General features: G+C 74.8%; 19 protein-coding genes. 11 read left to right on the forward strand and 8 right to left on the reverse strand.

The annotated features are described in order from the left end of the window. Together BLW85_RS13885 and BLW85_RS13890 are read right to left on the reverse strand one after the other, a co-directional pair. Nucleotides 1–1161 carry a serine hydrolase domain-containing protein gene (locus BLW85_RS13885; RefSeq protein WP_070025244.1) on the reverse strand — a complete coding sequence of 387 codons (1161 nt, stop codon included), beginning with the start codon at nt 1159–1161 and terminating at the stop codon, nt 1–3. Nucleotides 1162–1290: 129 nt separating this feature from the next. Beyond that, nucleotides 1291–1998, reverse strand: a complete 708-nt coding sequence (locus BLW85_RS13890; RefSeq protein WP_070025243.1) for an SCO2400 family protein — start codon at nt 1996–1998, stop codon at nt 1291–1293. Nucleotides 1999–2232: 234 nt separating this feature from the next. Between BLW85_RS13890 and BLW85_RS13895 the strand changes: the two genes are divergently transcribed. Next, complete coding sequence (locus tag BLW85_RS13895) at nt 2233–2649, forward strand: hypothetical protein (RefSeq protein ID WP_070025242.1); 417 nt, start codon at nt 2233–2235, stop codon at nt 2647–2649. Here BLW85_RS13895 and BLW85_RS13900 read toward each other — a convergent pair. After that, complete coding sequence (locus BLW85_RS13900) at nt 2643–3614, reverse strand: AraC-like ligand-binding domain-containing protein (RefSeq protein WP_074992200.1); 972 nt, start codon at nt 3612–3614, stop codon at nt 2643–2645. The two genes, BLW85_RS13895 and BLW85_RS13900, sit on opposite strands and share 7 nt — an antisense overlap. Before the next feature lie 138 nt (nt 3615–3752). Then, a complete protein-coding gene (locus BLW85_RS13905; protein WP_074992202.1) occupies nt 3753–4922 on the reverse strand; it encodes a Dyp-type peroxidase in 1170 nt (389 codons plus the stop codon). 88 nt (nt 4923–5010) lie between these two features. Here BLW85_RS13905 and BLW85_RS13910 point away from each other — a divergent pair, with 88 nt between their 5' ends. Next, the gene (locus BLW85_RS13910; protein ID WP_074992204.1) at nt 5011–6354 is read left to right on the forward strand and encodes a right-handed parallel beta-helix repeat-containing protein; all 1344 of its coding nucleotides are present in this window, start codon (nt 5011–5013) and stop codon (nt 6352–6354) included. 19 nt (nt 6355–6373) lie between these two features. Here BLW85_RS13910 and BLW85_RS13915 read toward each other — a convergent pair whose 3' ends face one another. Next, complete coding sequence (locus BLW85_RS13915) at nt 6374–7126, reverse strand: hypothetical protein (RefSeq protein ID WP_244174859.1); 753 nt, start codon at nt 7124–7126, stop codon at nt 6374–6376. A gap of 188 nt (nt 7127–7314) precedes the next feature. On the opposite strand from BLW85_RS13915, the gene BLW85_RS13920 reads away from it, so the two are divergent. Further along, complete coding sequence (locus BLW85_RS13920) at nt 7315–9834, forward strand: SdrD B-like domain-containing protein (protein ID WP_079172333.1); 2520 nt, start codon at nt 7315–7317, stop codon at nt 9832–9834. Between the two features lie 52 nt (nt 9835–9886). Here the strand turns inward: BLW85_RS13920 and BLW85_RS13925 are convergent, their stop codons facing one another. Continuing rightward, nucleotides 9887–10345 (reverse strand): RrF2 family transcriptional regulator, encoded by a 459-nt coding sequence (locus BLW85_RS13925; protein WP_070025238.1) that lies wholly within the window; start codon nt 10343–10345, stop codon nt 9887–9889. Between the two features lie 74 nt (nt 10346–10419). On the opposite strand from BLW85_RS13925, the gene BLW85_RS13930 reads away from it, so the two are divergent. The 4 genes from BLW85_RS13930 to BLW85_RS13945 all read left to right on the forward strand — a co-directional run bounded on the left by BLW85_RS13930 (nt 10420) and on the right by BLW85_RS13945 (nt 15938). Beyond that, a complete protein-coding gene (locus tag BLW85_RS13930; RefSeq protein ID WP_074992208.1) occupies nt 10420–13386 on the forward strand; it encodes a glycoside hydrolase family 35 protein in 2967 nt (988 codons plus the stop codon). Between the two features lie 115 nt (nt 13387–13501). After that, nucleotides 13502–14128 (forward strand): toxin-antitoxin system, toxin component family protein, encoded by a 627-nt coding sequence (locus tag BLW85_RS13935; protein WP_208624839.1) that lies wholly within the window; start codon nt 13502–13504, stop codon nt 14126–14128. Further along, on the forward strand, nt 14125–15351 hold the full coding sequence (locus BLW85_RS13940) for an MAB_1171c family putative transporter (RefSeq protein ID WP_070025236.1): 1227 nt from the start codon (nt 14125–14127) through the stop codon (nt 15349–15351). Before BLW85_RS13935 ends, BLW85_RS13940 begins: the two co-directional genes overlap by 4 nt. Before the next feature lie 20 nt (nt 15352–15371). Then, a complete protein-coding gene (locus tag BLW85_RS13945; protein ID WP_070025235.1) occupies nt 15372–15938 on the forward strand; it encodes a hypothetical protein in 567 nt (188 codons plus the stop codon). Between the two features lie 11 nt (nt 15939–15949). Here BLW85_RS13945 and BLW85_RS13950 read toward each other — a convergent pair whose 3' ends face one another. Beyond that, the gene (locus BLW85_RS13950; RefSeq protein WP_074992210.1) at nt 15950–16780 is read right to left on the reverse strand and encodes an SDR family NAD(P)-dependent oxidoreductase; all 831 of its coding nucleotides are present in this window, start codon (nt 16778–16780) and stop codon (nt 15950–15952) included. A gap of 101 nt (nt 16781–16881) precedes the next feature. Here BLW85_RS13950 and BLW85_RS13955 point away from each other — a divergent pair, with 101 nt between their 5' ends. Then, on the forward strand, nt 16882–17790 hold the full coding sequence (locus BLW85_RS13955; RefSeq protein WP_071828764.1) for a LysR family transcriptional regulator: 909 nt from the start codon (nt 16882–16884) through the stop codon (nt 17788–17790). Here the strand turns inward: BLW85_RS13955 and BLW85_RS13960 are convergent. Next, a complete protein-coding gene (locus BLW85_RS13960; RefSeq protein ID WP_074996069.1) occupies nt 17787–18677 on the reverse strand; it encodes an ATP-grasp domain-containing protein in 891 nt (296 codons plus the stop codon). The two genes, BLW85_RS13955 and BLW85_RS13960, sit on opposite strands and share 4 nt — an antisense overlap. A gap of 134 nt (nt 18678–18811) precedes the next feature. Between BLW85_RS13960 and BLW85_RS13965 the strand changes: the two genes are divergently transcribed. The 3 genes from BLW85_RS13965 to BLW85_RS13975 are packed head-to-tail and all read left to right on the forward strand — an operon-like array spanning nt 18812 to nt 22686. Next, entirely contained in the window at nt 18812–19864 is a 1053-nt protein-coding gene (locus tag BLW85_RS13965) for a MerR family transcriptional regulator (protein ID WP_070025232.1), read from the forward strand. Nucleotides 19865–19904: 40 nt separating this feature from the next. Next, complete coding sequence (locus BLW85_RS13970; protein WP_070025231.1) at nt 19905–21350, forward strand: acyl-CoA synthetase; 1446 nt, start codon at nt 19905–19907, stop codon at nt 21348–21350. Then, on the forward strand, nt 21343–22686 hold the full coding sequence (locus BLW85_RS13975; RefSeq protein ID WP_074992211.1) for a carboxyl transferase domain-containing protein: 1344 nt from the start codon (nt 21343–21345) through the stop codon (nt 22684–22686). The genes BLW85_RS13970 and BLW85_RS13975 overlap by 8 nt, the downstream gene beginning before the upstream one ends.

A 22686-nucleotide genomic window follows, 5' to 3' on the forward strand; every position in this document is an offset into this window, starting at 1 on the left:
TCAGCCCACGGCCAGCGCCGCTCTGTGCACCGCCCGCGCCAGCCGGGCGTTCTCCGGGGCGGCCCCGTAGGGGAAGAGGAAGCGGCGGCGGGTGTAGCCGTAGGCGAGGCCGCTGCGGGGGTCGGCGAATGCCTGGGCGCCGCACGCGCCGCTGTGCCCGAGCGCGCCCGCGCCCAGGAACGGGTACCAGAGGTCGGCGGTGGCCTGGAAGCCGAGCCCGAAGGTCTTGTGGGTGCGGGTCACCAGGTCGTGGCCGACCGAGTGGATGCGGCCGAACTCCGCGACCGTGTCCGGCTTCAGCAGCGGCGCCTTGCCGTCCACCTCGCCGATCATCGCCGCGTACATCCGCGCCAGCCCCCGCGCCGAGCCGACCGCGCCCACCGAGGCGGGGCCCTTGGCGCGGATCAGCGGGTCGTCGTGCAGCCGCTCCAGTTCGGTCGGTTCGGCCGCGTGCCGGTTGAAGGCGATCGCCGAGAGGGTGTGCGGACCGGCGCGCAGCGCGTCGACGGCCGCCTGCTGCTCGGGGGTGGGCAGCGGCGGCTGGACCGGGCGGAAGCGGGACTCCTCCACGGCGGGCAGGCCCAGGTGCAGGTCGAGGGCGTAGGGGGCGCGAATCCGGTCCTCGTAGAGCTCCTGGACGGTGCGTCCGGTGGCCCGGCGCACCACCTCCCCCGTCAATGCGCAGATGACCAGGGCGTGGTAGCCGAAGGCGGCGCCCGGACGCCAGAACGGCCGCTGGTCGGCAAGGTGTTCGGCGATCGCACGGTCGTCGGCCAGCTCCGCGCGGGTGAAGCCGGCGTCGGTGCCGACCAGTCCGGCCCGGTGCGCCAGCAGGTCCCGCAACGTCAGCTCGCACTTGCCCTCGGCTCCGAACTCGGGCCAGTAGTAAGTGACTTTGCGGTCCAGCTCCAGCGTGCCGTCCTGCGCCAGCAGCGCCGCGACGAGGTGCGCGGCACCCTTGCCCGCGGAGAACACGCCGTACAGCGCGTCGCCCGCCGCGCCATCACCCGCCCACAGGTCCACGACCCGCCGCCCGTGCACGTAGGCACACAACTGGCCCTCGTAGTCCTCGCGTTCGCCCGCGACTAAGGCGGCGAACTCCTCGCGCACCGCCTCGTAGCCCTCGGCGACCGTGCCGCGCACGGTGATGTCCCGCGTCATCCGCTCTCCTCCACTCGACCTCTGCTCGACCGGTGTTCCTGCCCGGCTCAACCGCCCGAAAGGCCCGACGGTGTCACCGATGCCCCGGATGGCCGATGGCACGGAAGAGGCGCGTGGCAGCGGACCGGCTCAGCCGCACCACCACAGGAAGCGTGAGCAGGTGCGGGTGGGCGAGGGCGCGGGGGGTGGCGGCGCGGAGGCCGGAGGGCTGGTGGCGGGGGCGGTGGCCGGCGGGGTGGCGGGGCTCGTGGGGGCCGGTGCGCCGCCGCTGCCGGCGGCCGGGGACGACGGCGGCTCGTCCGTGGCGGTGGCGGAGGTGCCGGCCGAGGGGGACGCGGAACCGGAGGCGGACGCGGACGCCCGTGCCGCCGGGGAGCCGGAGGCGGAAGGAGCGGCACCGCCCGGGGACGGCACGGCAGCACGGCCGCCCGGGGACGCGGCGCCGCCCGCGCCGCTCGCGCCGGCGCCCGCCGAGGCGTCCGCGGCGGGCGTGTCCGCACCGCCCCCGGCGAACGGCGCCAGGGGTGCGTCCGTGCCGAGTTCGGCCGCCCCGAGTCCGCCCGCCGCCAGCAGGAGGCCCGCGGCGACCAGGAGGGTGCGGCGACGGCGGCGACGGTGGGCGGCGGCCCTGCGGCCACGCCGTTCCGAGCGGGACCGTACGGGTTCCCCCGGCGGCTCCGTCTCCGCCGGCTCCGTCTCCGCCGCCTTCTCCCGGTCCGGGCCCTCCCGGTCCCGTTCCTCCCACGCGGGGACCGCGGGCCGGTCGGCCGGTGTGCCGCACCCGGGGCAGACCAGGGCGCCGTTGAGGTGCCGTCGGCACGGGAGGCAGTAGTCCATGACGCGCGGAAGACTAAGGTCCACCCGCGTCACGTTCCTAGGCACGACCGTGAAGGTTCGGTGCGGGTTCGAAGGGATCGCCGAAGGACACCGGGACCGCGGTCCCGGCCCGCACCGCCCTCCCCCGCGGCAGGCACGCAGTGCCAAGCCGTCGGCGCTCGGTGCTAACGCGCCGCGGGGTGGCGGCCGTCAGCATTTCCCCTGACCGAACCGCTCAGTCAAGGGGGAAGCTCCATGCGCACCCGTACCCGTATCGCACCCGCCGCCCTCGCCGCCGTCCTGGTGGCGGGCGGCACCATGCTCGCGGCCGCACCGGCCGGCGCCGCGCCGAAGGCGGGCCCGGCGGTCAAGGCGTCCTGTTACGACACCGCCAGGTACTACACCAGCACGGCGGGCGGCGGCAGCAGCAACGCGCACTGGCCCGCCACCGGAAAGTGGGCCTACACGACCACCAGCTGCAACGACATCAACGTGAAGTCCGACGTCAGCCTCAGCGTCAAGGTCTGCTTCAAGAAGACCGGCGCGTGCAACGGCTGGACGTCGGCCAGGGCGGGCGTCTGGACGGTCGTCGCCAAGGGCGTCCTGCACGGCTCGGGCTTCTACCTCCAGTTCAACCGCACGTCCTCGTCCAAGGGCTGGATCGCCTACTGAGCCGACGCGCGGTACTCGCTCGGCGTCGTGCCGTACGCGGTGCGGAAGGCGCGGGTGAAGTCGGCGGCCCGGGGGAAGCCCCACCGGGCCGCCGTCGCGTGCACGGGCCGGGAGGCCAGCCGCGGGTCGGCGAGGTCGCGGCGCGCGGCGGCCAGCCGCTGGTCGCGGATGTACGCGGCGACCGTCGTGCCCGCGGCGTGCTCGCGAAAGAGGCGGTGCAGGGACCGCAGGGAGATGTGGTGGGCGGCGGCCACGGCGGCCGGCGTCAGTCCGGCGTCGCCCAGGTGGCGGCGGATGAAGTGCTGGACCTCCAGCAGCTGGACGCCCCGGCGGGTCTCGGCCGGTGTCCGGTCCACCGCGTCGGCGTGGTGCGCCAGCCACGCGGTGAGCAGGTCCACGAGGACACCGCCGAGCCGGTGGCCGTCGGCGGGGCGGCACGGCCCGGTGTCCGTGGACAGGTGGACGAGGAAGCCCGCGAGCAGCCGCCCCACCCCCTCGTGGCCCGGCAGCCGCGCGGCCAGCAGCCGGTTCACCCGGTTCGGCGGCAACGGCACCAGGGCCCTCGGAACCTGCACCACCACGGAGGCCGCGACGCCGTCCCCGACGTCCACCACGGCCTCGAACGGGTGCGAGGTGGAGTACACGACCAGCTCGCCCGCGTCGAGGGAGGCGTGGCACTGGTCCTGGAGGATGCCCTGCACGCCCCGCAGGACGAGCCCCACCGCGTACATCTCGGGGTCGGACCGCCGGATCAGCCGGGGGGTGCGCCGGGTCCGGTGCGACCCGTAGGTCATGGCCGCCACCTGCGCGCCGCCGAGGTTCGCGGCCCGCAGCGACGCCCGGAACTCGGCCGCCGGGTCGATCCGGAACTCGTTGGGGATCAACGCGCTCGCCGTGATCTCCCGCCATGCCTCCACCCGGTCCCGCACCGGCAGGTTCTCGGCGTCGAAGACGTCTTCGAGCATGGCACCATTCCCCCGTCTACCGATTTATGCGCTCACCTCCACCTTCCGACCACCAGATCCCATCAAACAAGCGCCAAATCGGACAACTCGCTTGCGGGTGCGGGGGTGAACGGCCGGACGGGGACGGCCGCACGGTGATCAGCCGGAGGGCGATCGGCCGAACAGGCCGGAACCGAGCGGGTGCCCGCGGTCGAAGCCCGGCAGGATCAGGAACGTCGCGCTCGCGGTCGTCGTGGTGAAGGGCAGCAGCGCGTCGGAGACGTCCATGTGGGCGAGGGTGGCGGTGAAGGTCCGCAGGTCGTTCTGGAAGCTGATGAAGAGCAGCCCGGGGGCGGGCTCGTCGATGCCGTAGGAGCGGCGGAGCATGAGGCCGACCCCGACCACGGAGGCGTGCGCCCTGCGCGCATGGGCGTCCGCGGGCACGAGATAGCGTCCGTCGGGCGTCTTGGCGCCGAGTTCCGGGCCCGCGGCCGCGGGGCCGCCGGACAGGGGCGCTCCGCTGTCCCGGCGCCGTCCGAAGACCGCCTCCTGGCGGGCCACCGGCAGGGCGGCGAAGCGCGGCAGGTCCAGCTCCATGCGCCGCAGCACGGCGATGGTGCCCCCGGCGACCGCGGGAGGCCCGGCCAGCCACAGGTCGCGCCGCTGTTCGGCGGCGGTGTGCGGACCCACGATGCCGTCGATGAAACCGAGCAGGTTGCGGGGTGCGGCCAGGCCCTCGCCGACAGGCACGTCCGCGCCGCGGTGGCCCGACTGCCGCCAGCGTTCGCGGACGCGGTCACCGGCCTGGTGCAGGAGCGCGGCGGCGGCGACCGGTACGACCGGGGCGTCGCTCGCGCAGATCTGGAGCAGCAGGTCCCCGCCGCGCGCGCGGGGGGCGATCCGCTCGCGGGTGAACCGCGGGAGGTCCGTCGCGCCGGGCAGCGAGGCGCCGGCCGCGCGCACCAGCCGCGGGCCCACGCCGACGGTCACGGTGAGGTCGCCCGGCTCCAGCCCGAGCAGGCGCGAATCCTTGCCGGAGGTCAACGCGGCGATGGCGGTGCCGAGTTCGGCGAGCAGCGGGCCGGGGGCCACGCCGGCGCCGAGGTCGGCCACCACGGCCAGCAGATGGTGCTGGGCCGGCTGGGGAAGGGTGACGCCCGCCTGGTGCCGGCCCCTCGCGGGCACCCGTGCCGTGCCGGTCGCCGCCGGGCCCGCCCGGCCCGGACGGGCGGCGTCCGCGGTGCACCCGGCGGCCAGGCCGGTGGCCACCAGCGCGCCGGTGACATCGAGGAACGCGCGGCGTGACGGGTGGTGATCGGCTCGGCGCATGGGGTGCAGAGTGCCATACCCGATTCGCACATGACGCCCAACTTCCGGTTTTCCGCGCGGAATTCGTCCGTCGTGCCATTCTGGGATCATGCCTCGATTAGCTCTACGCGTGATGGCGGCGGTACTCGGCACCCTGACGCTGGTGGCCGGCTGCGGCAGCGGCGGGGACGACGGCGCGGCCAAGGGACGGCGGCCGGACGGCGCCCGGGTGACGATCCACGTGCCCGCCGACGCCCCGACGATCTCGGACGCGGTGACCCTGGCCCGGCCCGGCGACCTGGTGCTGGTCGCGCCGGGCGAGTACCACGAGTCGGTGAGGATCAGGACGCCGCGCGTCACCCTGCGCGGCGAGTCGCGGGAGAAGGTCGTCATCGACGGACGGTTGCGGCAGCCGAACGGTGTCGTCGTCGCGGCGCCCGGGGTGGCCGTGGAGAACCTGACCGTGCGGAACAACACGCAGAACGGCGTGCTGGTGACCGGCTCGGCGGCGGCCGTCGCCGGGCTGCCGGGGCGCAGCGGCGGCTACGACACCGGCGACGAGCCCGTCTCCTTCCTGAAGTCGTTCCTGGTCTCGTACGTGACCGCGACCCGCAACGGGCTGTACGGCATCTACGCGTTCTCCGCGCAGAACGGGGTCATCGAGCACTCCTACGCCTCGGGCGGGGCCGACTCGGGGATCTACGTCGGGCAGTGCAAGCCGTGCCGGGTCGTGGTGCGGGACAACATCGCCGAGCTCAACGCGGTCGGCTACGAGGGCACCAACGCCGGCGGGGACATGTACGTGGTGGGCAACCGGTTCGTCGGCAACCGCGTCGGCCTGACCACCGACTCCGACCACCAGGAGAAGCTGCTGCCGCAGCGCGGCGCGGTCGTCGCCGGCAACCTGATCGCGGACAACCAGCAGCCGGGGACCCCCGAACAGGCCGACGGGGGCTGGGGCATCGGCGTCGGGGTCGACGGCGGCAGCGGCAACCGGTTCCTGCGCAACCGGATCACCGGGAACGCCGACGCCGGGTTCGTGATCACCGCGACCGCCGACCTGCCCTCCGACGACAACCGGATCACGGACAACACCTTCGCCGCCAACGGCGTCGACGTCGGCTGGACGTTCCCCTCCGCCACCCGCGGCAAGGGCAACTGCCTGAGCGGCAACACGCTGCGCACCACCGTGCCCGCCCGGCTCGCGGCCACCGCGGCCTGTCCGCCGCCCGCCGGCTCGCCCACGCCGTCCGGCACCTGGTCGAAGCCGGCGGCGCCCCGGGGCATCCCGTTCACCGACGTGGCCGCGCCCGGCCCGCAGCCGCAGTTCCCGAACGCCACCACCGCCGGCGCCACCACGGTCCCGGCCGTCCCGGCGCTGCCGGACACCGCGGACGTCCCGCTGCCGCCGCCGTCGCTGCTCGCGGCGGGGGCACGAGTGAAGACTCCGTGATCGCCGCGGGTCAATACAGCTAGCGCGTGGGGGTGATGCCGGGTGCGGGCCGCACCGGTGTGTACCCGCCGGTGCCGAAGTCGATGACGAGCGGCCGGGATTCGGACGCCACGCCGGCCTGCACCCGGTACATCGTGCCGTCCGAGCCGATCCAGTAGCGCACGGTGTCCGCCGTACCGGCCCTGGCACGGGCGTCCGGGCCGGTCATCACGTCCACCGGACGGCCGTGCACGGTGTCGTGGCCGAGCCGGGCGGCACCGTTCTGCGGCAGCAGTTCGGCGTTGTCCGGCCGGTCGCTGCCGAGGCCGAGCGTGATGGCCAGCGAACTGTCCAGGGAACTGCCGGACTTCTGGAGCGGGCGCCGGTACCAGCCGGACGCGGGCGGCGACGGCGGCGCCGTGGCGGGGGCGTCGGCCATGGGGTGGACCAGGACGGTGGTGGCCGTCCACTGGATCAGCCCGTCGCCGGACGCGTCGCGCCCGCTGCCGTGCACCACTCCGTACCCGATCTCGGCGCGGTAGTCGACGGACCCGGTGACGACCAGCCCGCCCGCCGCGCTCGGCACGGTGATCGTCACCGCGCGGCCGCCCGCCTGGTAGTTGCGGAACCGCGTGATCGCCAGCCGGTTCGCCTCGTCCGGCGTCAACGCGCGCCTGCCGCTCGCATCGCCGCCGTTCCCGACGAGGACGAACGCGGTCGCCGCGGCGGCCGCGAGGGCGAGCCCGGCCACCGCCCAGCGTAACTTCGGCCGGCGGCGGCGTCCGTCTGCCACGCGCCGCGGAAGACCCCGTTTGCTCTTCATGGTCCGCACGCGCCGGGATGCTAACAGGCCCTTCCACCACCTCCCCGACTTTTCCGTTTCCGTATAAATGACAGTGCGTCAACTTGTATGGTTCGCACGGGGATTGCTGTCGAGTTGTGCCGAGTCGGGCGATGACGTAGACGACGCAAAGGAATGCGATGCCATTACGTAGGCTGGTGCGGGTGGGCCTGTCCTGTCTGTTGCTGACGGGCGGTGCCACAGGCATGATCGCGACGGGCGCCGAGCAGGCCGGCGCCTCGACCTCCGACGGCACACTGACCGTCGAGACACTGCGGGACTTCTTCGGCACCGGCGTGATCAACACGACCATGGACGTGCCGCAACGAGGAATGAAGGTCACCGTCACCGACGCCGCGGGACATCACGTCTCGGGCGTCACGGACGCCACCGGAAAGGTCGTGGTCGCCCCGTCGGCCTCGCTGACCGGCGGCCGGTACCGCGTGGACGTCACGGTACCGGCGCCCTACAGCGGCTACCTGCGGGCGGCGCCGGCCTCGACGGCGGAGAACCACTTCGACAGCTTCACCACGTTCGTGGACGTCTCGGGCGGCAAGAACGCCTCGGTGATCACCGGCGTCTGGAACCCGGCTGACTACGCGCTGCCGGACACGCGGTACTTCGTGCCGGTGCAGAACGCCGCCGGCGGAACCGACACCCGGGCACTGGTGGCCTTCGGGACCAAGACCCGCGGCACCTGCCCCGACCAGACGGCCTGCCCGGACGTGCTCGCCACGCAGGAGCAGGTGGGCACGACCTTCGGGCTCGCCTACGACCGCGGCCACCAGCGGCTGTTCCAGTCGGAGTTCGCCCGCCGCTACACCCCGTACGGGCCGGACGGCGGTGACGCGATCTACACCGTGCCGACCACCGGCGGGGGCGCCCCGAAGCTGTTCGCGAAGGTGCCGGGCGCCACGGTCACCGCGCACGACACCGCCCGCATGATCAAGGACGCCGGGTTCACCGACGCGCCGGGCAAGGAGTCCATCGGCGGTCTCGCCCTGTCCGAGGACGGCCGGACCCTGTACGCGGTGAACCTGCGCACCCGCTCGCTGGTGAGCTTCGACGCGACCGGGACGACCGCCTCGGCGCCCAGGGCGACCGTGCCGATCCCCGACCCGGGCTGCGCCTCGTCCGCCGACTGGCGGCCGTTCGGCCTGGCCGCCCACGACAACACCCTCTACGTCGGCGGCGTGTGCAGCGCGGAGAGCACACAGAAGCGCGAGGACCTGAATGTCGTCGTCTCCACCTACGACGGCAAGCGGTTCACCCCCGTGCTGACCCACCCGCTGACCTACGAGCGCGGGAACGTCCTCTCCGGCGACTCCGCCTTCCCCCAGGCCCACTTCTGGAACCCGTGGAACTCCAGCCTGAAGGACTGGGACAGCCTCAAGGTGAACGGGACGATGATCGACCCGCAGCCGGAGCTGGCCAGCATGGCCTTCGCCCGCGACGGCTCCCTGATCCTCGGCTTCCGCGACCGGTTCATGGACGTGGTCAGCTGGGGCGGGCTGGACCCGAGGCAGGGCGACGACACCCCGGAGAACGGCATGGCCGGCGGTGACATCACCATGGCCTGCGCCGATCCCGAGGGCGGGTACGCGTGGGAAGGCACCGGGAACTGCCCGAACCACGCGACCGGCGCCGTCGTCGACGGTGCCGAGTCCGCCGGTGTCGTCGAGTACTTCCCCGGTGACTTCTTCCCGAACCTCGGCGCGCCGGACCAGCCCGGTCCGCACCAGGAGAGCTCGCTGGGCTCGGTCGCCTACATCCCGCAGCAGCAGTGGGTCGTCACCACGCAGATGGACCCGACCGCCCATGTCGCCACCGACGGGACCGGTTACTACGACATCACCACCGGCGCGGGCCCGGGCAACGACCCGAACGCCAACGCCTACCAGTTCATCGGCCTGAACCAGAACGGGTTCGGCAAGGCCGGCGGCCTCGGCGACATCGCGTACGCCGCGGCGAACGCCCCGATCCAGATCGGCAACGTGGTCTGGTACGACGGCGACCACAACGGCATCCAGGACGCCGGGCAGGTGCTGCTGCCGGACGCCACGATCAACCTGCTGGACGCCGACGGCAAGCAGGTCGCCACGACCAGGACCGACGCGGACGGCGAGTACTACTTCGGCGGCGTCGGCGCCGACTACCAGCTGACGCCGGGCGCGAAGTACACCGTGGAGTTCGACGTGTGCACCGCGGACACCACCGATGTGCCGGGACAGCCGCCGGCCACCAAGCTGCGGTTCACCCTGCCGCGGGCCGGCGCCGACCGGGCGCACGACTCCAATGTGACCCCGCCCCGCTCCGGCCGGCTGTGCAAGGGATCGGCGCCGGTCACCGCGCCGGCGAAGCCCGGCGGTGTCGACCACACCATCGACGCCGGCGTCTACATCCCCACGAAGGTGCCGCCGACGCCCTCCGCCCCGCCGTCGTCCGGTCCCCCGGCGTCCACTCCCCCGGCCTCGGCACCGCCGGCCGCCGGTACGCCCGCCGCTCCGGGGGGCGGCACGCACCAGGGTGGCGGCGGGCCCCTCGCCAGCACCGGCATGGCGAACGTGGGAAGGCTGGTCTCCCTCGTCGCCCTGCTGCTCGGCGCGGGCACGGCCGTCGTCTACGTGAGCCGTAGGCGTCTGGCCGGACGCCGCCGCTGACACACGCTCCACCCCAGGGACGGGCCGGTGCCTCGCACCGGCCCGTCGCGCGTCAGGGGTTCTCCCAGGCCGCCGGTTCCGCCGCCAGGGACCGTACGGGTTCCGGCAAGGCGCCCGCCGCCAGGTCCGCGACCGTGACGCCCTCCAGGATGCGGCGGACGTTGGCGCGCAGCGCGATCCACAGGGGGAGCAGGGGTTCGGCCGTACCCGTGTAGGAGAGCCCCGTGGGGCGTTCGCCGCGCACCGAGACGATCGGGCCGTCCACCGCGCGGATCACGTCCGCCACGGTGATCGCCGTGTCCGGGCGCGCGAGCCGGTAACCGCCACCCCCGCCGCGCCTGCTGTCCACCACCCCGGCGCGGCGCAGATCGCCGAGGATGCCCTCCAGGAACTTGTGCGGGATCCCCTGCGCGGCCGCGATTTCCTCTGCTTTCACCGGGCCGTTACCCTGCCGTACGGCCAACTCCAGTACCGCCCGTACCGCGTAGTCCGCCCGTGCCGAGATCCTCATGGGTCCATTGTGGGACGCCCCCGCGTGGAGAATGGCCGCATCCGCGCCCCGTAAGATCGCCCGGAGGCTCCACCTTGGCGCTCAGCAGACGTACCTTCAGTGCCCTGGCCGGTTCGGCCGCGCTCGGTCTCGCCCTGGGCGGCAGCGGCGGCCCGGGGGCGTCCTCGGCGTTCGCGGCGCGCACCGTGCCGACCGGTCCGGCGCCCGCCCCGCCCGGCGCGGACGGCGAGCGGCACACCATCGGGTACGACCGCTACTCCCTGCTGGTCGACGGCAAACGGCTGGTGGTCTGGTCCGGCGAGCTGCACCCCTTCCGGCTGCCCAGCCCGTCCCTGTGGCGGGACGTGCTCCAGAAGATGCGGGCGCACGGCTACAACGCCGTCAGCGTCTACGTGGCCTGGAACTACCACTCGCCGGCGCCCGGCCGGTACGACTTCACCGGTGTCCGGGACCTGGACCTGTTCCTGCGCACGGCCGCCGAGACCGGGCTGTACGTCATCCTGCGGCCCGGCCCCTACATCAACGCCGAGGTGGACGGCGGCGGTTTCCCCGGCTGGCTGACCGCGGCCGAGGGCCGGGCCCGGTCCGACGACCCGGAGTACCTGGCGCACGTCGACGAGTGGCTGACGCAGGTGAACCGCATCGCCCGCGCGCACCTGTTCACCCAGGGCACCGGCACCGTGCTGCTCTACCAGATCGAGAACGAGTACGACGCGCGGGTGGGTTCGGCCGGCAGCCGCGCCTACATGTCCCACCTGTACAAGAAGGTGCGCGCCGACGGCATCGACGTACCGCTGTTCCACAACGACAAGGGCCGCAACGGCTATTGGACCCCCGGTTCGTTCGACACCGGCTCGGAGCGCGGCGGCTGGCTGTACGGCTTCGACGGGTACCCCTCGCCGCAGGCGACCCCGCCGGACTGGGGGACGTTCGGGCCCGGCGGCGCCAAGGGCGGGGCGAGCGCCTCGCCGTCGACGCCCGGGTTCGTGCCCGAGTTCGGCGGCGGCTGGTTCGACCCGTGGGGCGGCGCCTTCTTCGACGGCAAGGGGTACGCGCAGGCGCGGCGCACCCGGGACGCCGCCTACGAGCGCCGCTTCTACCTGACCAACCTGGCCAACGGCCTGACCCTGCACAACGTCTACATGACCTTCGGCGGGACCTCGTGGGGCTGGCTGCCCGCGCCGGTCGTCTACACGTCGTACGACTACGGCGCGGCCATCGACGAGGCCCGCCAGGTCACCGACAAGATCGCGCCGATGCACCAGCTCGGTCATCTGCTGCAACGCGTCCCGGACTTCGCGAAGCTGGACCGCGCGGCGGACGTGCGGGCCGAGGGTCTGAAGGTCTACCACCTGACCAACCCGGACACCGGCGCCCATGTGTACGTCGCCCGCAACGACGGCGACGACACGGTCACCGCCGATCTGCCGACCGCCGCGGGCGACCTGCGGGTCAGCGTGCCCGCCCGGGACGCCAGGCTGGTGGCCGCGAACCTCTCGCTGGGGCCGCGGAAGCTGAAGTACGCGAGCGTCCAGCCGTCGATGCGCGTGACCGCGGGCCGGCAGGACATCGCCGTGTTCACCGGGCCCAAGGGCGAGATGGCCGAGCTGCTGGTCGACTGCCCCGACGAGCCCGACGTGCTGCGCCTGGACCCGGAGGCCGCGTGGGTCCTGGACGACACCGGGCTGCACGTCAACGCGCCGCTGGGGCAGGGCGGTCTGATCCGGGTGCTGGTGGAGAAGGGCGGGCGGGACCGCCCGCTGCTGCTCCTGCTCGCCGACGACGCCACCGCCGTACGCCTGTTCCCGTACGACACCCCGTCCGGCACCGTGCTGGTCTACGGCCCCGCCCTGCTGCGCCACGCCGAGGTGCGCGGCCGCGAGGTCCATCTGACCGGTGACATCGCCGAGACCACCAGCATGGAGGTGTGGGGGCCGCGCGGCATCGACACCCTGGTGTGGAACGGCCGCCGGCTGCCGGTGCGGGTGACCCTGTCCGGCAGCCTGATGACCACCGGCCCGCTGCCCGGCGTGCCCGAGGTGCGGCTGCCCCGGCTCGGCGGCTGGCGGATGCGGCGGGAGAACCCGGAGGCGGGGCCCGGCTACGACGACTCCGGCTGGCGGACCGCCGACAAGAAGACGTCGTTCAGCACCACCGCGGTGCCCGCCGGGCAGCCGGTGCTCTTCGCCGACGACTACGGCTTCCACTACGGCGACGTCTGGTACCGGGGCACCTTCGACGACGCCCGCGGCATCGAGGAGGTCGCGCTCGGCTACAGCACCGGCACGCAGGGCCTGCTGATGGCCTGGCTGGACGGCGAACCGCTGGGCACGCACCGGATGCCGGTGCCGGACCGGGACACCCTCCGCAAGGGCACCTGGACGGACACGGCCGCCTTCCCGGTGCGCGCGGAGCTGCGCTCCCCCGGCCGGCATGTGCTGTCGGTGCTCGTGCGGCGGATGCAGCACGACCAGGACGGCAGGGCCGACGACGCCCACAAGGCGGCCCGCGGGCTGACGGCGGCCGTCTTCACGGGGGCGTCGCCCGAGGTCGTCTGGCGCATCCAGGGCGAGGGGCGGCCGGACCCGGTGCGCGGCCCGCTGAACAACGGCGGGCTGCACGGGGAGCGGGAGGGCTGGCACCTGCCGGGCTTCGCGGACCGCGACTGGGAGCCGGTGCGCTTCCCGGTGGCGGCGCGGTACCAGGGGGTGACCTGGTACCGGACGTCCTTCCGGCTGGCGGTGCCCGGCGACGTCGACGCGTCCGTGGGGCTGACGCTGGAAGACGATCCGTACCGCGCGTACCGGGCGCAGATCTTCCTCAACGGCTGGAACCTCGGGCAGTACATCAACAACGTGGGCCCGCAGCACACGTTCGTGCTGCCCAACGGCATCCTGCGGACGCGGGGCGAGAACACGCTGGCGCTGGCGGTGCTCTCGGAGTTCACGACGCTGTCGGGGCCGGGGACGGTGCGGCTGTCGCTGCTCGGCCGGGCGCTCGGCGGGACCGAGGTGTCGGTGGTGCCGTCGCCCGGCCGCTGAGACGGCGCGTCGGGGAGGGGCGGTCGCCGCGGGCCGGGGGCGTGCGACCGCGTGACGGGGGCATATCCCGGCGCGTACGCTCGGACGGTTGGGCTGTCGGCGGGAAGGGGCACGGATGGGCATCGCGGACGCGCGGGGGCGGGCGGCCCGGCTGACCGCACGGCTGCGGCGCCCGGGGCCCGGCTCGGCCATGCGCACCCTCGCGGGCGAGCTGTCCGCGGCCGTCCGCGCCCGGCCCGAAGCGCCCGGCGACGTACGGGGGCTGTGCCGGGCGCTGTGCGAGGAGATGAGCGCGCTGCGCGGCGGCCGGCCGCTGGAGCTGCGGTTCGAACGCTTCCCGGACGAGATCGAGGTCACGGGTCTGTGGGTGGAGTTCGCGGACTTCGACCTGGTGATCGTGGAGGAGCGGGCCGAGGACGTGCAGCAACTGGTCATCCTGGGCCATGAGTTGTGGCACCTGCACGCCGGGCACCGGCACCATCACCTCGCCGGGGACGCGGCGGCGCGGGCGTTCGCGAAGACGCCGGGCTGGCCGGACACGGCGCTGACGGTGGCGGCGCGCAACGGGTCCCGGGAGGCGGACGAGGCGGAGGCCGACGACTTCGGGCACCGGCTCGCCACGCTGCTGCGGCCCCGGCTCACCGGAACCGGGGCCGCTCCCGGCGCCGGTTTGGGGGATGCCGCGACCGCCCCGCCGCAGCGCGCCCTCGGCTACCGCGGACGGGGCGGAGCCGCACGGTGAGCACGCTGGCGCTGGATCCGTCGGCGCTGCTCGGCCACCTGTACATCTCCTTCTGGGTCCCCACGGTGTTGCTGACCGCCGCGCTGGTGCTCAAGCTGCCCACGATCATCCGGCTGTGGCGGGACCCGCTGCTGCGCGCGGTCGGCGGGGTGCTGGTGCTCGCCGCCGCGGTGTTCGTGTTCTGCATGCCGTCGATGATCGCGTGGCTGAACCGGCTGACCGGGGTCGCCAACTTCGCGGCTCCCTGGTGCTATTCGCTGATCGCCGCGAACTCGGGGGCGTGTCTGCTGTTCATCGTCACCTGGCGCAACGGGCTGCCCGAGCGGTCGGCGGTCACGCGGCGGGCGACGCGCTGGGTGGTCTCGGTGTACTCCGGGGTGATCGCCCTGCTGTGGGTGCTGTTCCTGCTCGCCGACGTGCCGGTGGAGCGGGTGCGGGACCTGGACACGTACTACGCGCGCACGCCGTTCATGCGCGAGGAGATCCTGCTCTATCTGCTGGCGCACGCCGTCGCGTGCGCGCTGAGCCTCCGGCTGATCCGGGACTGGGCCGGTGACCGGGGGCTGGACGTCTGGCTGCGGTGGGGGCTGCGGCTGCTGGGCGGGGGGTACGCGCTGAGCCTGCTCTACGACGGGGCGAAGCTCGGCGCCGTCGTCGCGCGGTGGTGCGGGCGCTCCCCGGACTGGCTGAGCACGAACCTGGCACCGCCGGTGGCCTCGCTCGCGGCGATCCTGCTGGCCGCCGGGTTCATCCTGCCGCACGCCGGCCAGGCCCTGCACGACCGGCTGCGCCTGCGGCTCGCCCATCACCGGCTGGGGCCGCTGTACCGGCTGCTGCGGGACGCCGGCGGTGTCCCGGGGCCCCGCTTCGCGCTGCGGGCGCCGGCCGGGTTGCGGCTGACGCGGCGGGAGACGTTCATCCGGGACGCGCTGCTGCCGCTGGCGCGGCGGCTGGACGCCGGGCTGGAGCGGCGGGCGTACGCGGCGGCGGTGTCCCTCGGCCACGACCCGGCGCGGGCGCGGGCGCTGGCCGCGGCGGTGGGCGTCCTGGACGCCGTCGAGCGGGGCCGGGGCGGGGCGGCCCCGGCGGCGGACGCCGATCCCTCGGCGCTGCTGCGGGAGATCGGGGAGATCTCCGGGGCGCTGCGCCGGCGCCGGGAGGTGGCGGCGGTCCGCGTCCTCGCGGGGGCCGTGCCGCGCTCCGGTGTCCGGGTGCCCGAGTGACGGGTCCCCGAGGGCGCACCATGGGAGGCGTGGCCCTTGATTTCCAACTGGTGTTGCTGCGGCGGATGAGCGATCACAACCCCGTTCTGGTGGACGAGGCCAGACGGCGGCTCGGGGTGTCGGCCGCGGACATGCGGGAGGCCAACAAGCGCTGGCAGGCGATGGTGCGTTCGCCGCGGTCCCGGTCCGCCGCCGCCCGCTACCGCTCGGTCCTCGGCGAGCCGGAGGCCGTGCTGCCGCGCAGACTGGGCGACGTCGACTGCGAGGCCCGCCGCTGGGCCCTTCCCCTCTGGCCCGAGCTGCGCTTCGAGGTGCTGGTGGGGCCGGGCGGCGCCGTGTGGAACGAGTGGCTGGTCCGCGCGCCCGGCGCTCCCGTACCGGCCCTGCACACCCTGGACGACCTCACCCCTTGGTCCTGCACCGTGGACGAGGCCGCCCGCGCCTTCCCGCCGGCCCGCCCGCTGGAGGGCACCGCCCCGACCCGCTGGGGCCTCGCCCTCACCGCGCCCGACCGTGCCGGCGTGCCGCGCGAGGTGGTCGCCGAGTTCACCTGGGGCCTGCTCCAGCGGACCGCCGTCGTGGCCTGAGCGCCACCGGCTCAGTCGTCGAAGCCCGTCGCCCGGGTCCGCTTCTCCCACTCGGTCACGTCCGCGCGGACCTGGTCGAGATGGGCCAGCACCGCGCTCACCCCGTCGTCCCCGAGCGGCAGCCGCAGCGGTGTGCGGTCGGCCTCCAGCGCGGCGAGGACGAGGGCCGCGGCCTTGGCGGGGTCGCCTGGCTGGGCGCCGTCGCCCTCCGCCACGTCGCCGCGGGTCTCGCCGACCCTGGCGTACAGCCCGCTGTCGGCGCTGACCGCGGTGCGGCGGGCGTCGAAGAGGGAGGTGCGGAAGGCGCCCGGCTCCACGATCAGCACCTTGACGCCGTACTCGGCGACCTCGTCCGCGAGCGCCTCGGACATGCCCTCCAGCGCGAACTTGGTCGCGCTGTACGCCCCGAAGCCCGCGAAGGACAGCTGGCCGCCCATGCTGCTCATCTGCACGATCGCCCCGGAGCGCCGCTCCCGCATGGCGGGCAGCACCGCCCGCACCAGCGCCGCGGGACCGAAGAAGTGCAGGTCGAACAGGTCCCGCAGCTCCTGGTCGCCGGTCTCCTCGACGGCCCCGACATGGGCGCGGCCCGCGTTGTTGACCAGCACGTCGATCCGGCCGTGCCGGGTCAGTACGTCCGCCACGGCCGCCTCCGCCGCGGCGATGTCGGTCACGTCCAGGCGCAGCGCCTCGACCTGGTCGGGGTGCGCGGCGACCAGGTCGTCCAGGGCCTCGGGGCGCCGGGCCGCGCCGACCACCACGTCACCGGCGGCTACGGCCGCTTCGGTGATGGTCCGCCCGAACCCGCTGCTCGCCCCGGTCACCAGCCATACCTTGTTCATGTCAGCTCCCCTGGTCCCGCGGGCGGCCCCGTGCCGTCCCCCGATGCGCACCAGCTTCGCGCCGTGCCCCGTTGCCCGTCCAAGACCCCTGGTGATAACCCATGGCTATGACCCTTGATGTGCACGCACGGGATCTGCGGTACTTCGTCGCCGTCGCCGAGGAACTGCACTTCACCCGCGCGGCCGAACGGCTGTACGTCTCCCAGCCCGCGCTCAGCAAGCAGATCCGGGCGCTGGAGCGGCAGTTGGGGGCCGATCTGCTGTGCCGGGACCGGCACGGGGTGGCGCTGACGGCCGCGGGCGAGGCGCTGCTGCCGCACGCCCGGGCGGTGCTGGCCGCGTGGGCGGCGGGCGCGGACGCCGTGGAGGCGGCCAAGGCGGCCCAGCGGGCCACGCTCACCGTGGGCATGAGCACCAGCCCGGGCCGGGGCGGGCTGCTGCCGGCCATCCGCTCCCGCTTCACCGCCGCCCACCCCGATGTCACCGTCCGGCTGCGCCAGTCGAGCTGGGAGGACCCGACGGCGGGTCTCGCGGGCCAGGCCGTGGACGCCGCGTTCGTCTGGCTGCCGCTGCCGGACGAGGAGCGGTACGACTGGGTCGTCGTCGCGCGGGAGGCCCGGCTGGTGGCCCTGCCGGAGACGCACCCGCTCGCCGCCCGCACCGAACTGGACTTCGCCGAGCTGCTGGACGAGCCGTTCCTCGCCCTGCCGCCCGGCGCGGGGGTGCTGCGCGACCACTGGCTCGCCCTGGACGCCCGTGCGGGCCGGCCGGCGCGGATCGGCGCGGAGATCGCCGGGGCGGAGGAGACGTACGAAGCACTGGTCGCGGGGCTCGGGATCTGTCTGGTCGCGGCGGGCAACGCGCCGCTGATCAGCCTGGGCGGGGTCGTCACCCGCCCGGTCCGGGGGGTGGGACCCAGCCGGTACGCGCTGGCCTGGCGGCGCGAGGCCGGGGAGCGTCCGCTGGTACGGGCGTACGCGGGGGCGTGCCGCGAGACGGTCGGCGGTTAGGCCGGGGCCTCGGCCTCGGCCTCGGCCTCGGCCAGGATCGCCGTCGCCACGTGCGGCACCGAGTCCGGGTGCAGGAAGAGGAAGAGGTTCGGCTCCACCAGTTCCAGTTCCATCAGGCGGGGCGCGCCGTCCGGGCCGTCGGCGAGGTCCACGCGGGCGTAGAGCAGCGGAGCGCGGGTGGGCACCGCCGCCAACGCCTTCTCGGCGACGGCGAGTTCGGCGTCCGTCGGCTGCCAGGGGGTGAGGTCCGGGTGGGCGACCTTGTCGGCGTCGTACGGTGTCCCGGGCGTGAGCACGGCCGCCTTGCGGCTCGCGTGCAGCAGCCGGCCGCCGAAGAACTGGAGCGCCCGTTCCCCGGTGACGTCGATGCCCGTGAGGTAGGGCTGCACCATCGCGGTGAAGCCCTCGGCGTGCATCCGGGCGAGCTGCCGCAGCGCCGTGTCGTGCTCGGCGGGGGTGTAGCGGGCGGCGAAGCGGGCGCCCGCGCCGGACGTCGGCTTGATCACGTACTCGTGGTCGGACGGCAGGGCGACGGGCTCGCCCGGGGCCATGTAGCGCGTGGGCACGGTGGGCACCCCGGCCGCGGCCAGGTCGCCCAGGTACCGCTTGTCGGTGTTCCAGCGCACGACGTCGAGCGGGTTGGCGACCCGGGTCACCCGCCCCACCCGCTCCAGCCAGTGCGCGAACTCCTCGGCGCGCCAGCTGTAGTCCCAGGGCGAGCGGATGACGACCAGGTCGTACCCGGCCCAGTCCACGTCCGGGTCGTCCCAGAAGGGGGCGTCCGCCCGCGCCCCGGCGTCGTTCAGGGCCCGCACCAGCACCGGCAGATCACGGTCCTTGCTCGGCCCGGCACCGGGGTCGTAGGTGGCGAGGGCTATGCGGGGCACGGCGGACTCCCTGTCGTACGGCGGTTCGAACACCGGCGAGGCTAACAAGCGGCCCGGAACCGGGACAGGGGGTTTGACCTTCACCTTCGGTGAAGCCCCAGCATCGGTGGCGGACGACGAGAGGCGCGGATGCGATGGAACTGCTGACGATCGGGGCGTTCGCCAGGCTGAGCCGGCTGTCGCCGAAGGCGCTGCGGCTGTACGACGAGTCGGAGCTGCTGCGGCCCGCCCGGGTCGACCCGGACACCGGCTACCGGTACTACGCCGCCGGCCAGTTGGGCCGGGCCCGGCTCGTGGCCTGGCTGCGGCGGCTCGGGATGCCGCTGGCCGGGATACGCGCCGTGTGCGCGCTGCCGCCGGCCGAGGCCGCGCGGGAGATCGGCGCGTACTGGGCGCGGGTCGAGGCGGAGACGGCCGTACGGCGGGACCTCGCCGCGTTCCTCGTCGCGGAGCTGACCGGCGAACCGGGAAGGGAACCCATGACCATGCTGGAACTTCGGCACTCGGCGCACACCGACCGCGGGCTGGTGCGCCCGGCCAACCAGGACACCGTGTACGCGGGCCGCAGACTGCTCGCCGTGGCCGACGGGTTCGGCCCGGCGGGCCGGTCCGCGAGCGGCGCGGCGGTGGCGGCGCTGCGCTTCCTGGACGAGGCGCAGGAGCCGCCCGCGGACGGGGTGCTGGGCGCCCTGGAGGACGCGGTGCGCCGCGCGGGCGAGGCGGTGCGGAACCTGACCGGCGGCGCGAACGACGCCGGCACCACGCTGACCGCCCTGCTGTGGACCGGGTCCCGGCTGGCCCTCGCGCACATCGGGGACTCGCGGGCGTACCTGCTGCGCGACGGCGAGCTGTACCGGTTCACCCAGGACCATCGCGTCGAACCCCGCTCGCTGATGCTGCTCAAGGCCCTGACCGGCGGGGCCGATCCGGTGCCGGACCTGCGCCTCCAGGAGCCGCTGCCGGACGACCGGTACCTGCTGTGCTCGGACGGTCTCACGGAGGCGGTGCCCGACGCCCGGATCGCGCGGCTGCTGGGGGGCGGCGCCGGGCCCGGGGGCACGGTGCGGGCGCTGGTGGACGCGGCCCTCGCGGCGGGCGCCCCCGACAACGTGACCTGTGTGGTCGCCGACGTCACCGCGCCCGCCGCGGCCGGACGGCCGGCGACCCCCGGGGACCCGGTGGTGTAGGAAGGACGCAGATGGTCCCGAGAGCGAAGGAGTCCGCCGCGTGTCCTCCCTCTTTCCCGCCCTGACGGACGGTCCGCCCACGCGGGTCGCGGTGCGGTTCGGCGAGCGGTCGTCGACGTACGGCGAGCTGGCCGGGGCCGCCGGGGCCGTGGCGGCGCGGATCGCCGGGGCCGGGCGGGTGGCCGTGTGGGCCACGCCCGAGCTGGAGACGGCCGTCGCCGTGACCGGGGTGCTGCTCGCCGGGGCCGCCGCCGTGCCGCTCAACCCGAAGTCGGGCGAGAAGGAGCTGGCGCACATCGTCTCCGACAGCGCGCCCCGGACGGTGCTGGCCGCGCCGGGCGCCCGGCTGCCCGCCGCCCTGGGGGAGCTGGAGCGCGTCGACGTGGACGCGGCCGCCGTCGCCCCGGTCCCGTCCGCCGGCGTGTCCGACGAGGACCCGGCGCTGATCGTCTACACCTCCGGCACCACCGGCCCGCCCAAGGGTGCCGTACTGCCCCGGCGGGCCCTCGCCGCGACGCTGGACGCGCTGGCGGAGGCCTGGCGGTGGACGGCGGCGGACGTGCTGGTGCACGGGCTGCCGCTGTTCCATGTGCACGGGCTGGTGCTCGGTGTCCTCGGGCCGCTGCGGCGCGGCGGCTCGGTGCGGCACCTGGGCCGGTTCTCCACCGAGGGCGTGGCGCGCGAGCTGGCCGACGGCGCGACCATGCTGTTCGGGGTGCCGACGATGTACCACCGCATCGCCGAGGCCCTGCCGGGCGACCCGGAACTGGCCGAGGCGCTCGGCGGTGCCCGGCTGCTGGTCTCGGGCTCGGCCGCGCTGCCGGTCCACGACCACGAGCGGATCGCGGCGGCCACCGGGCGCCGGGTGATCGAGCGTTACGGCATGACCGAGACGCTGATGAACACCAGCGTGCGCGCCGACGGGGAGCCCCGCGCCGGAACGGTCGGGGTGCCGCTGCCCGGTGTGCGGCTGCGGCTGGTGGAGGAGGACGGCTCGGAGATCGCCGCCCTCGACGGGGAGACCGTCGGGGAGATCCAGGTGCGCGGGCCGAACCTGTTCACCGAGTATCTGAACCGGCCCGACGCCACGGCCGCCGCGTTCACCGCCGACGGCTGGTTCCGCACCGGGGACATGGCGGTGCGCGAGCCCGACGGGTACGTGCGGATCGTGGGGCGCAAGGCGACCGACCTGATCAAGAGCGGTGGCTACAAGATCGGGGCGGGCGAGATCGAGAACGCGCTGCTGGAACACCCGGGGGTGCGGGAGGCGGCGGTCACCGGGGAGCCGGACGCCGATCTCGGGGAGCGGATCGTCGCCTGGATCGTCCCGGTCGATCCGCAGGCGCCGCCGGGCACCGAGGAGTTGGCCGGGCACGTGGCCCGGCGGCTCGCCCCGCACAAGCGGCCCCGCGTCGTGCGCTACCTGGACGCCCTGCCGCGCAACGACATGGGCAAGATCATGAAGCGGGCGCTGGCCGATGGCTGACCGGCGCTCCGCGCGCGAGATGCTCGCCCTCGTCGCGGACGACGGCAGCTTCACCGGACTCCCGGCGCCCGCCCGGGAGTCCGCCCCCGACGGACCGCTGCGCTGGCAGGGGTACGACGCCTCGCGCGCCCGCGCCGCCGAGCGCACCGGCGAGGAGGAGTCGGTGGTCTGCGGCACCGCGACCGTGACCGGCGCCCGGGCCGTGCTGATCGCGTTCGAGTTCGGCTTCCTCGGCGGCTCCCTGGGCGAACGCACCGGGGACCGGCTGGCGGCGGCGTACACGTACGCCCGGGACCACCACCTGCCCGTCGTGCCGCTGATCGCGACCGGGGGCAGCCGGATGCAGGAGGGCATGGTCGCGCTGACCCAGCTCCAGCGGGTGGCCCGGCAGTCGGTGCTCACCCGGGAGGCGGGCCGGGCCCAGATAGCGGTCCTGCGGGACCCGACCACCGGGGGCGGCTGGGCCACCCTCGGGGCCGGCGCGGACGTGATCCTCGCCCTGCCCGGCGCCCAGGTGGGCTTCGCCGGCTCCCGCGTCCGCCCGGCCGGCGCCGATCCCGCCGCCTACACGGCCGAGTCGCAGGTGGCGGTGGGATCGGCGGACGCGGTGGTGCGGCCGGAGGACCTGAAGGAGGCGCTGGGGACGTGGCTGCGGCTGCTGTCCCGCCCGGGCGAGGCCGTACCGGCTCCCGTCCCGGCGGCCCTGGGCACCACCGGCCTCCCGGACAGCGGCTGGGCGGCCGTCCGGCGCGCCCGCTCCCCCGAACGCCCCCGGGCGCACGCCTACCTGGACGCCTACTTCACCCACCGGGCCCACCTCGGCGGCGACCGGTGCGGCGGCGCCGACCCCGAGGGGATGCTCTGCGGCTTCGGCGAGCGGGACGGCCGTACGGTCGCGTTCGCCGCGCAGACCGGGACGGCGACCCGGCCCGCCGGGTACCGGACGGCGGCCCGGCTGATCCGGCTGGCGGACCGGCTCGGGATACCCGTGCTGACCCTGGTGGACACGCCCGGTGCCGCCAACGACGCGGAGGCCGAGCGGCAGGGGGCGGGCGCGGCGATCGCCGAGGTGTTCGGCGCGGTGGCCGCCGCCCGGGTGCCGGTCACCACGCTGGTGATCGGCGAGGGCGGCTCCGGCGGGGCCCTGGCCCTGGCCGCTCCCGGCAACACCTGGGCCACGCCGGACAGTTACTTCTCGGTGATCGCCCCGGAGCAGGCGGCGGCCATCCTCAAACGCCCGCCGCAGGCCGTCGAGCCGACCGCCGACCAGCTCCGCGTCCGCCCGCAGGACCTGGTGGAGCTGGGGCTGGTCAGGGGCATCGTCCAGGGCCCCTGA

It is taken from the genome of Streptomyces misionensis, from assembly GCF_900104815.1.
Classification (GTDB): Bacteria; Actinomycetota; Actinomycetes; order Streptomycetales; family Streptomycetaceae; genus Streptomyces; species Streptomyces misionensis.

Excerpts from the sequence above, each read along its gene's own strand:
- BLW85_RS13885 (WP_070025244.1), bottom strand. The coding sequence starts at position 1,161 with ATGACGCGGGACATCACCGTGCGCGGCACGGTCGCCGAGGGCTACGAG.
- BLW85_RS13890 (WP_070025243.1), bottom strand. The coding sequence starts at position 1,998 with ATGGACTACTGCCTCCCGTGCCGACGGCACCTCAACGGCGCCCTGGTC.
- BLW85_RS13895 (WP_070025242.1), top strand. The coding sequence starts at position 2,233 with ATGCGCACCCGTACCCGTATCGCACCCGCCGCCCTCGCCGCCGTCCTG.
- BLW85_RS13900 (WP_074992200.1), bottom strand. The coding sequence starts at position 3,614 with ATGCTCGAAGACGTCTTCGACGCCGAGAACCTGCCGGTGCGGGACCGG.
- BLW85_RS13905 (WP_074992202.1), bottom strand. The coding sequence starts at position 4,922 with ATGCGCCGAGCCGATCACCACCCGTCACGCCGCGCGTTCCTCGATGTC.
- BLW85_RS13910 (WP_074992204.1), top strand. The coding sequence starts at position 5,011 with ATGCCTCGATTAGCTCTACGCGTGATGGCGGCGGTACTCGGCACCCTG.
- BLW85_RS13920 (WP_079172333.1), top strand. The coding sequence starts at position 7,315 with ATGCCATTACGTAGGCTGGTGCGGGTGGGCCTGTCCTGTCTGTTGCTG.
- BLW85_RS13925 (WP_070025238.1), bottom strand. The coding sequence starts at position 10,345 with ATGAGGATCTCGGCACGGGCGGACTACGCGGTACGGGCGGTACTGGAG.
- BLW85_RS13935 (WP_208624839.1), top strand. The coding sequence starts at position 13,502 with ATGGGCATCGCGGACGCGCGGGGGCGGGCGGCCCGGCTGACCGCACGG.
- BLW85_RS13945 (WP_070025235.1), top strand. The coding sequence starts at position 15,372 with ATGGGAGGCGTGGCCCTTGATTTCCAACTGGTGTTGCTGCGGCGGATG.
- BLW85_RS13950 (WP_074992210.1), bottom strand. The coding sequence starts at position 16,780 with ATGAACAAGGTATGGCTGGTGACCGGGGCGAGCAGCGGGTTCGGGCGG.
- BLW85_RS13955 (WP_071828764.1), top strand. The coding sequence starts at position 16,882 with ATGGCTATGACCCTTGATGTGCACGCACGGGATCTGCGGTACTTCGTC.
- BLW85_RS13965 (WP_070025232.1), top strand. The coding sequence starts at position 18,812 with ATGGAACTGCTGACGATCGGGGCGTTCGCCAGGCTGAGCCGGCTGTCG.
- BLW85_RS13975 (WP_074992211.1), top strand. The coding sequence starts at position 21,343 with ATGGCTGACCGGCGCTCCGCGCGCGAGATGCTCGCCCTCGTCGCGGAC.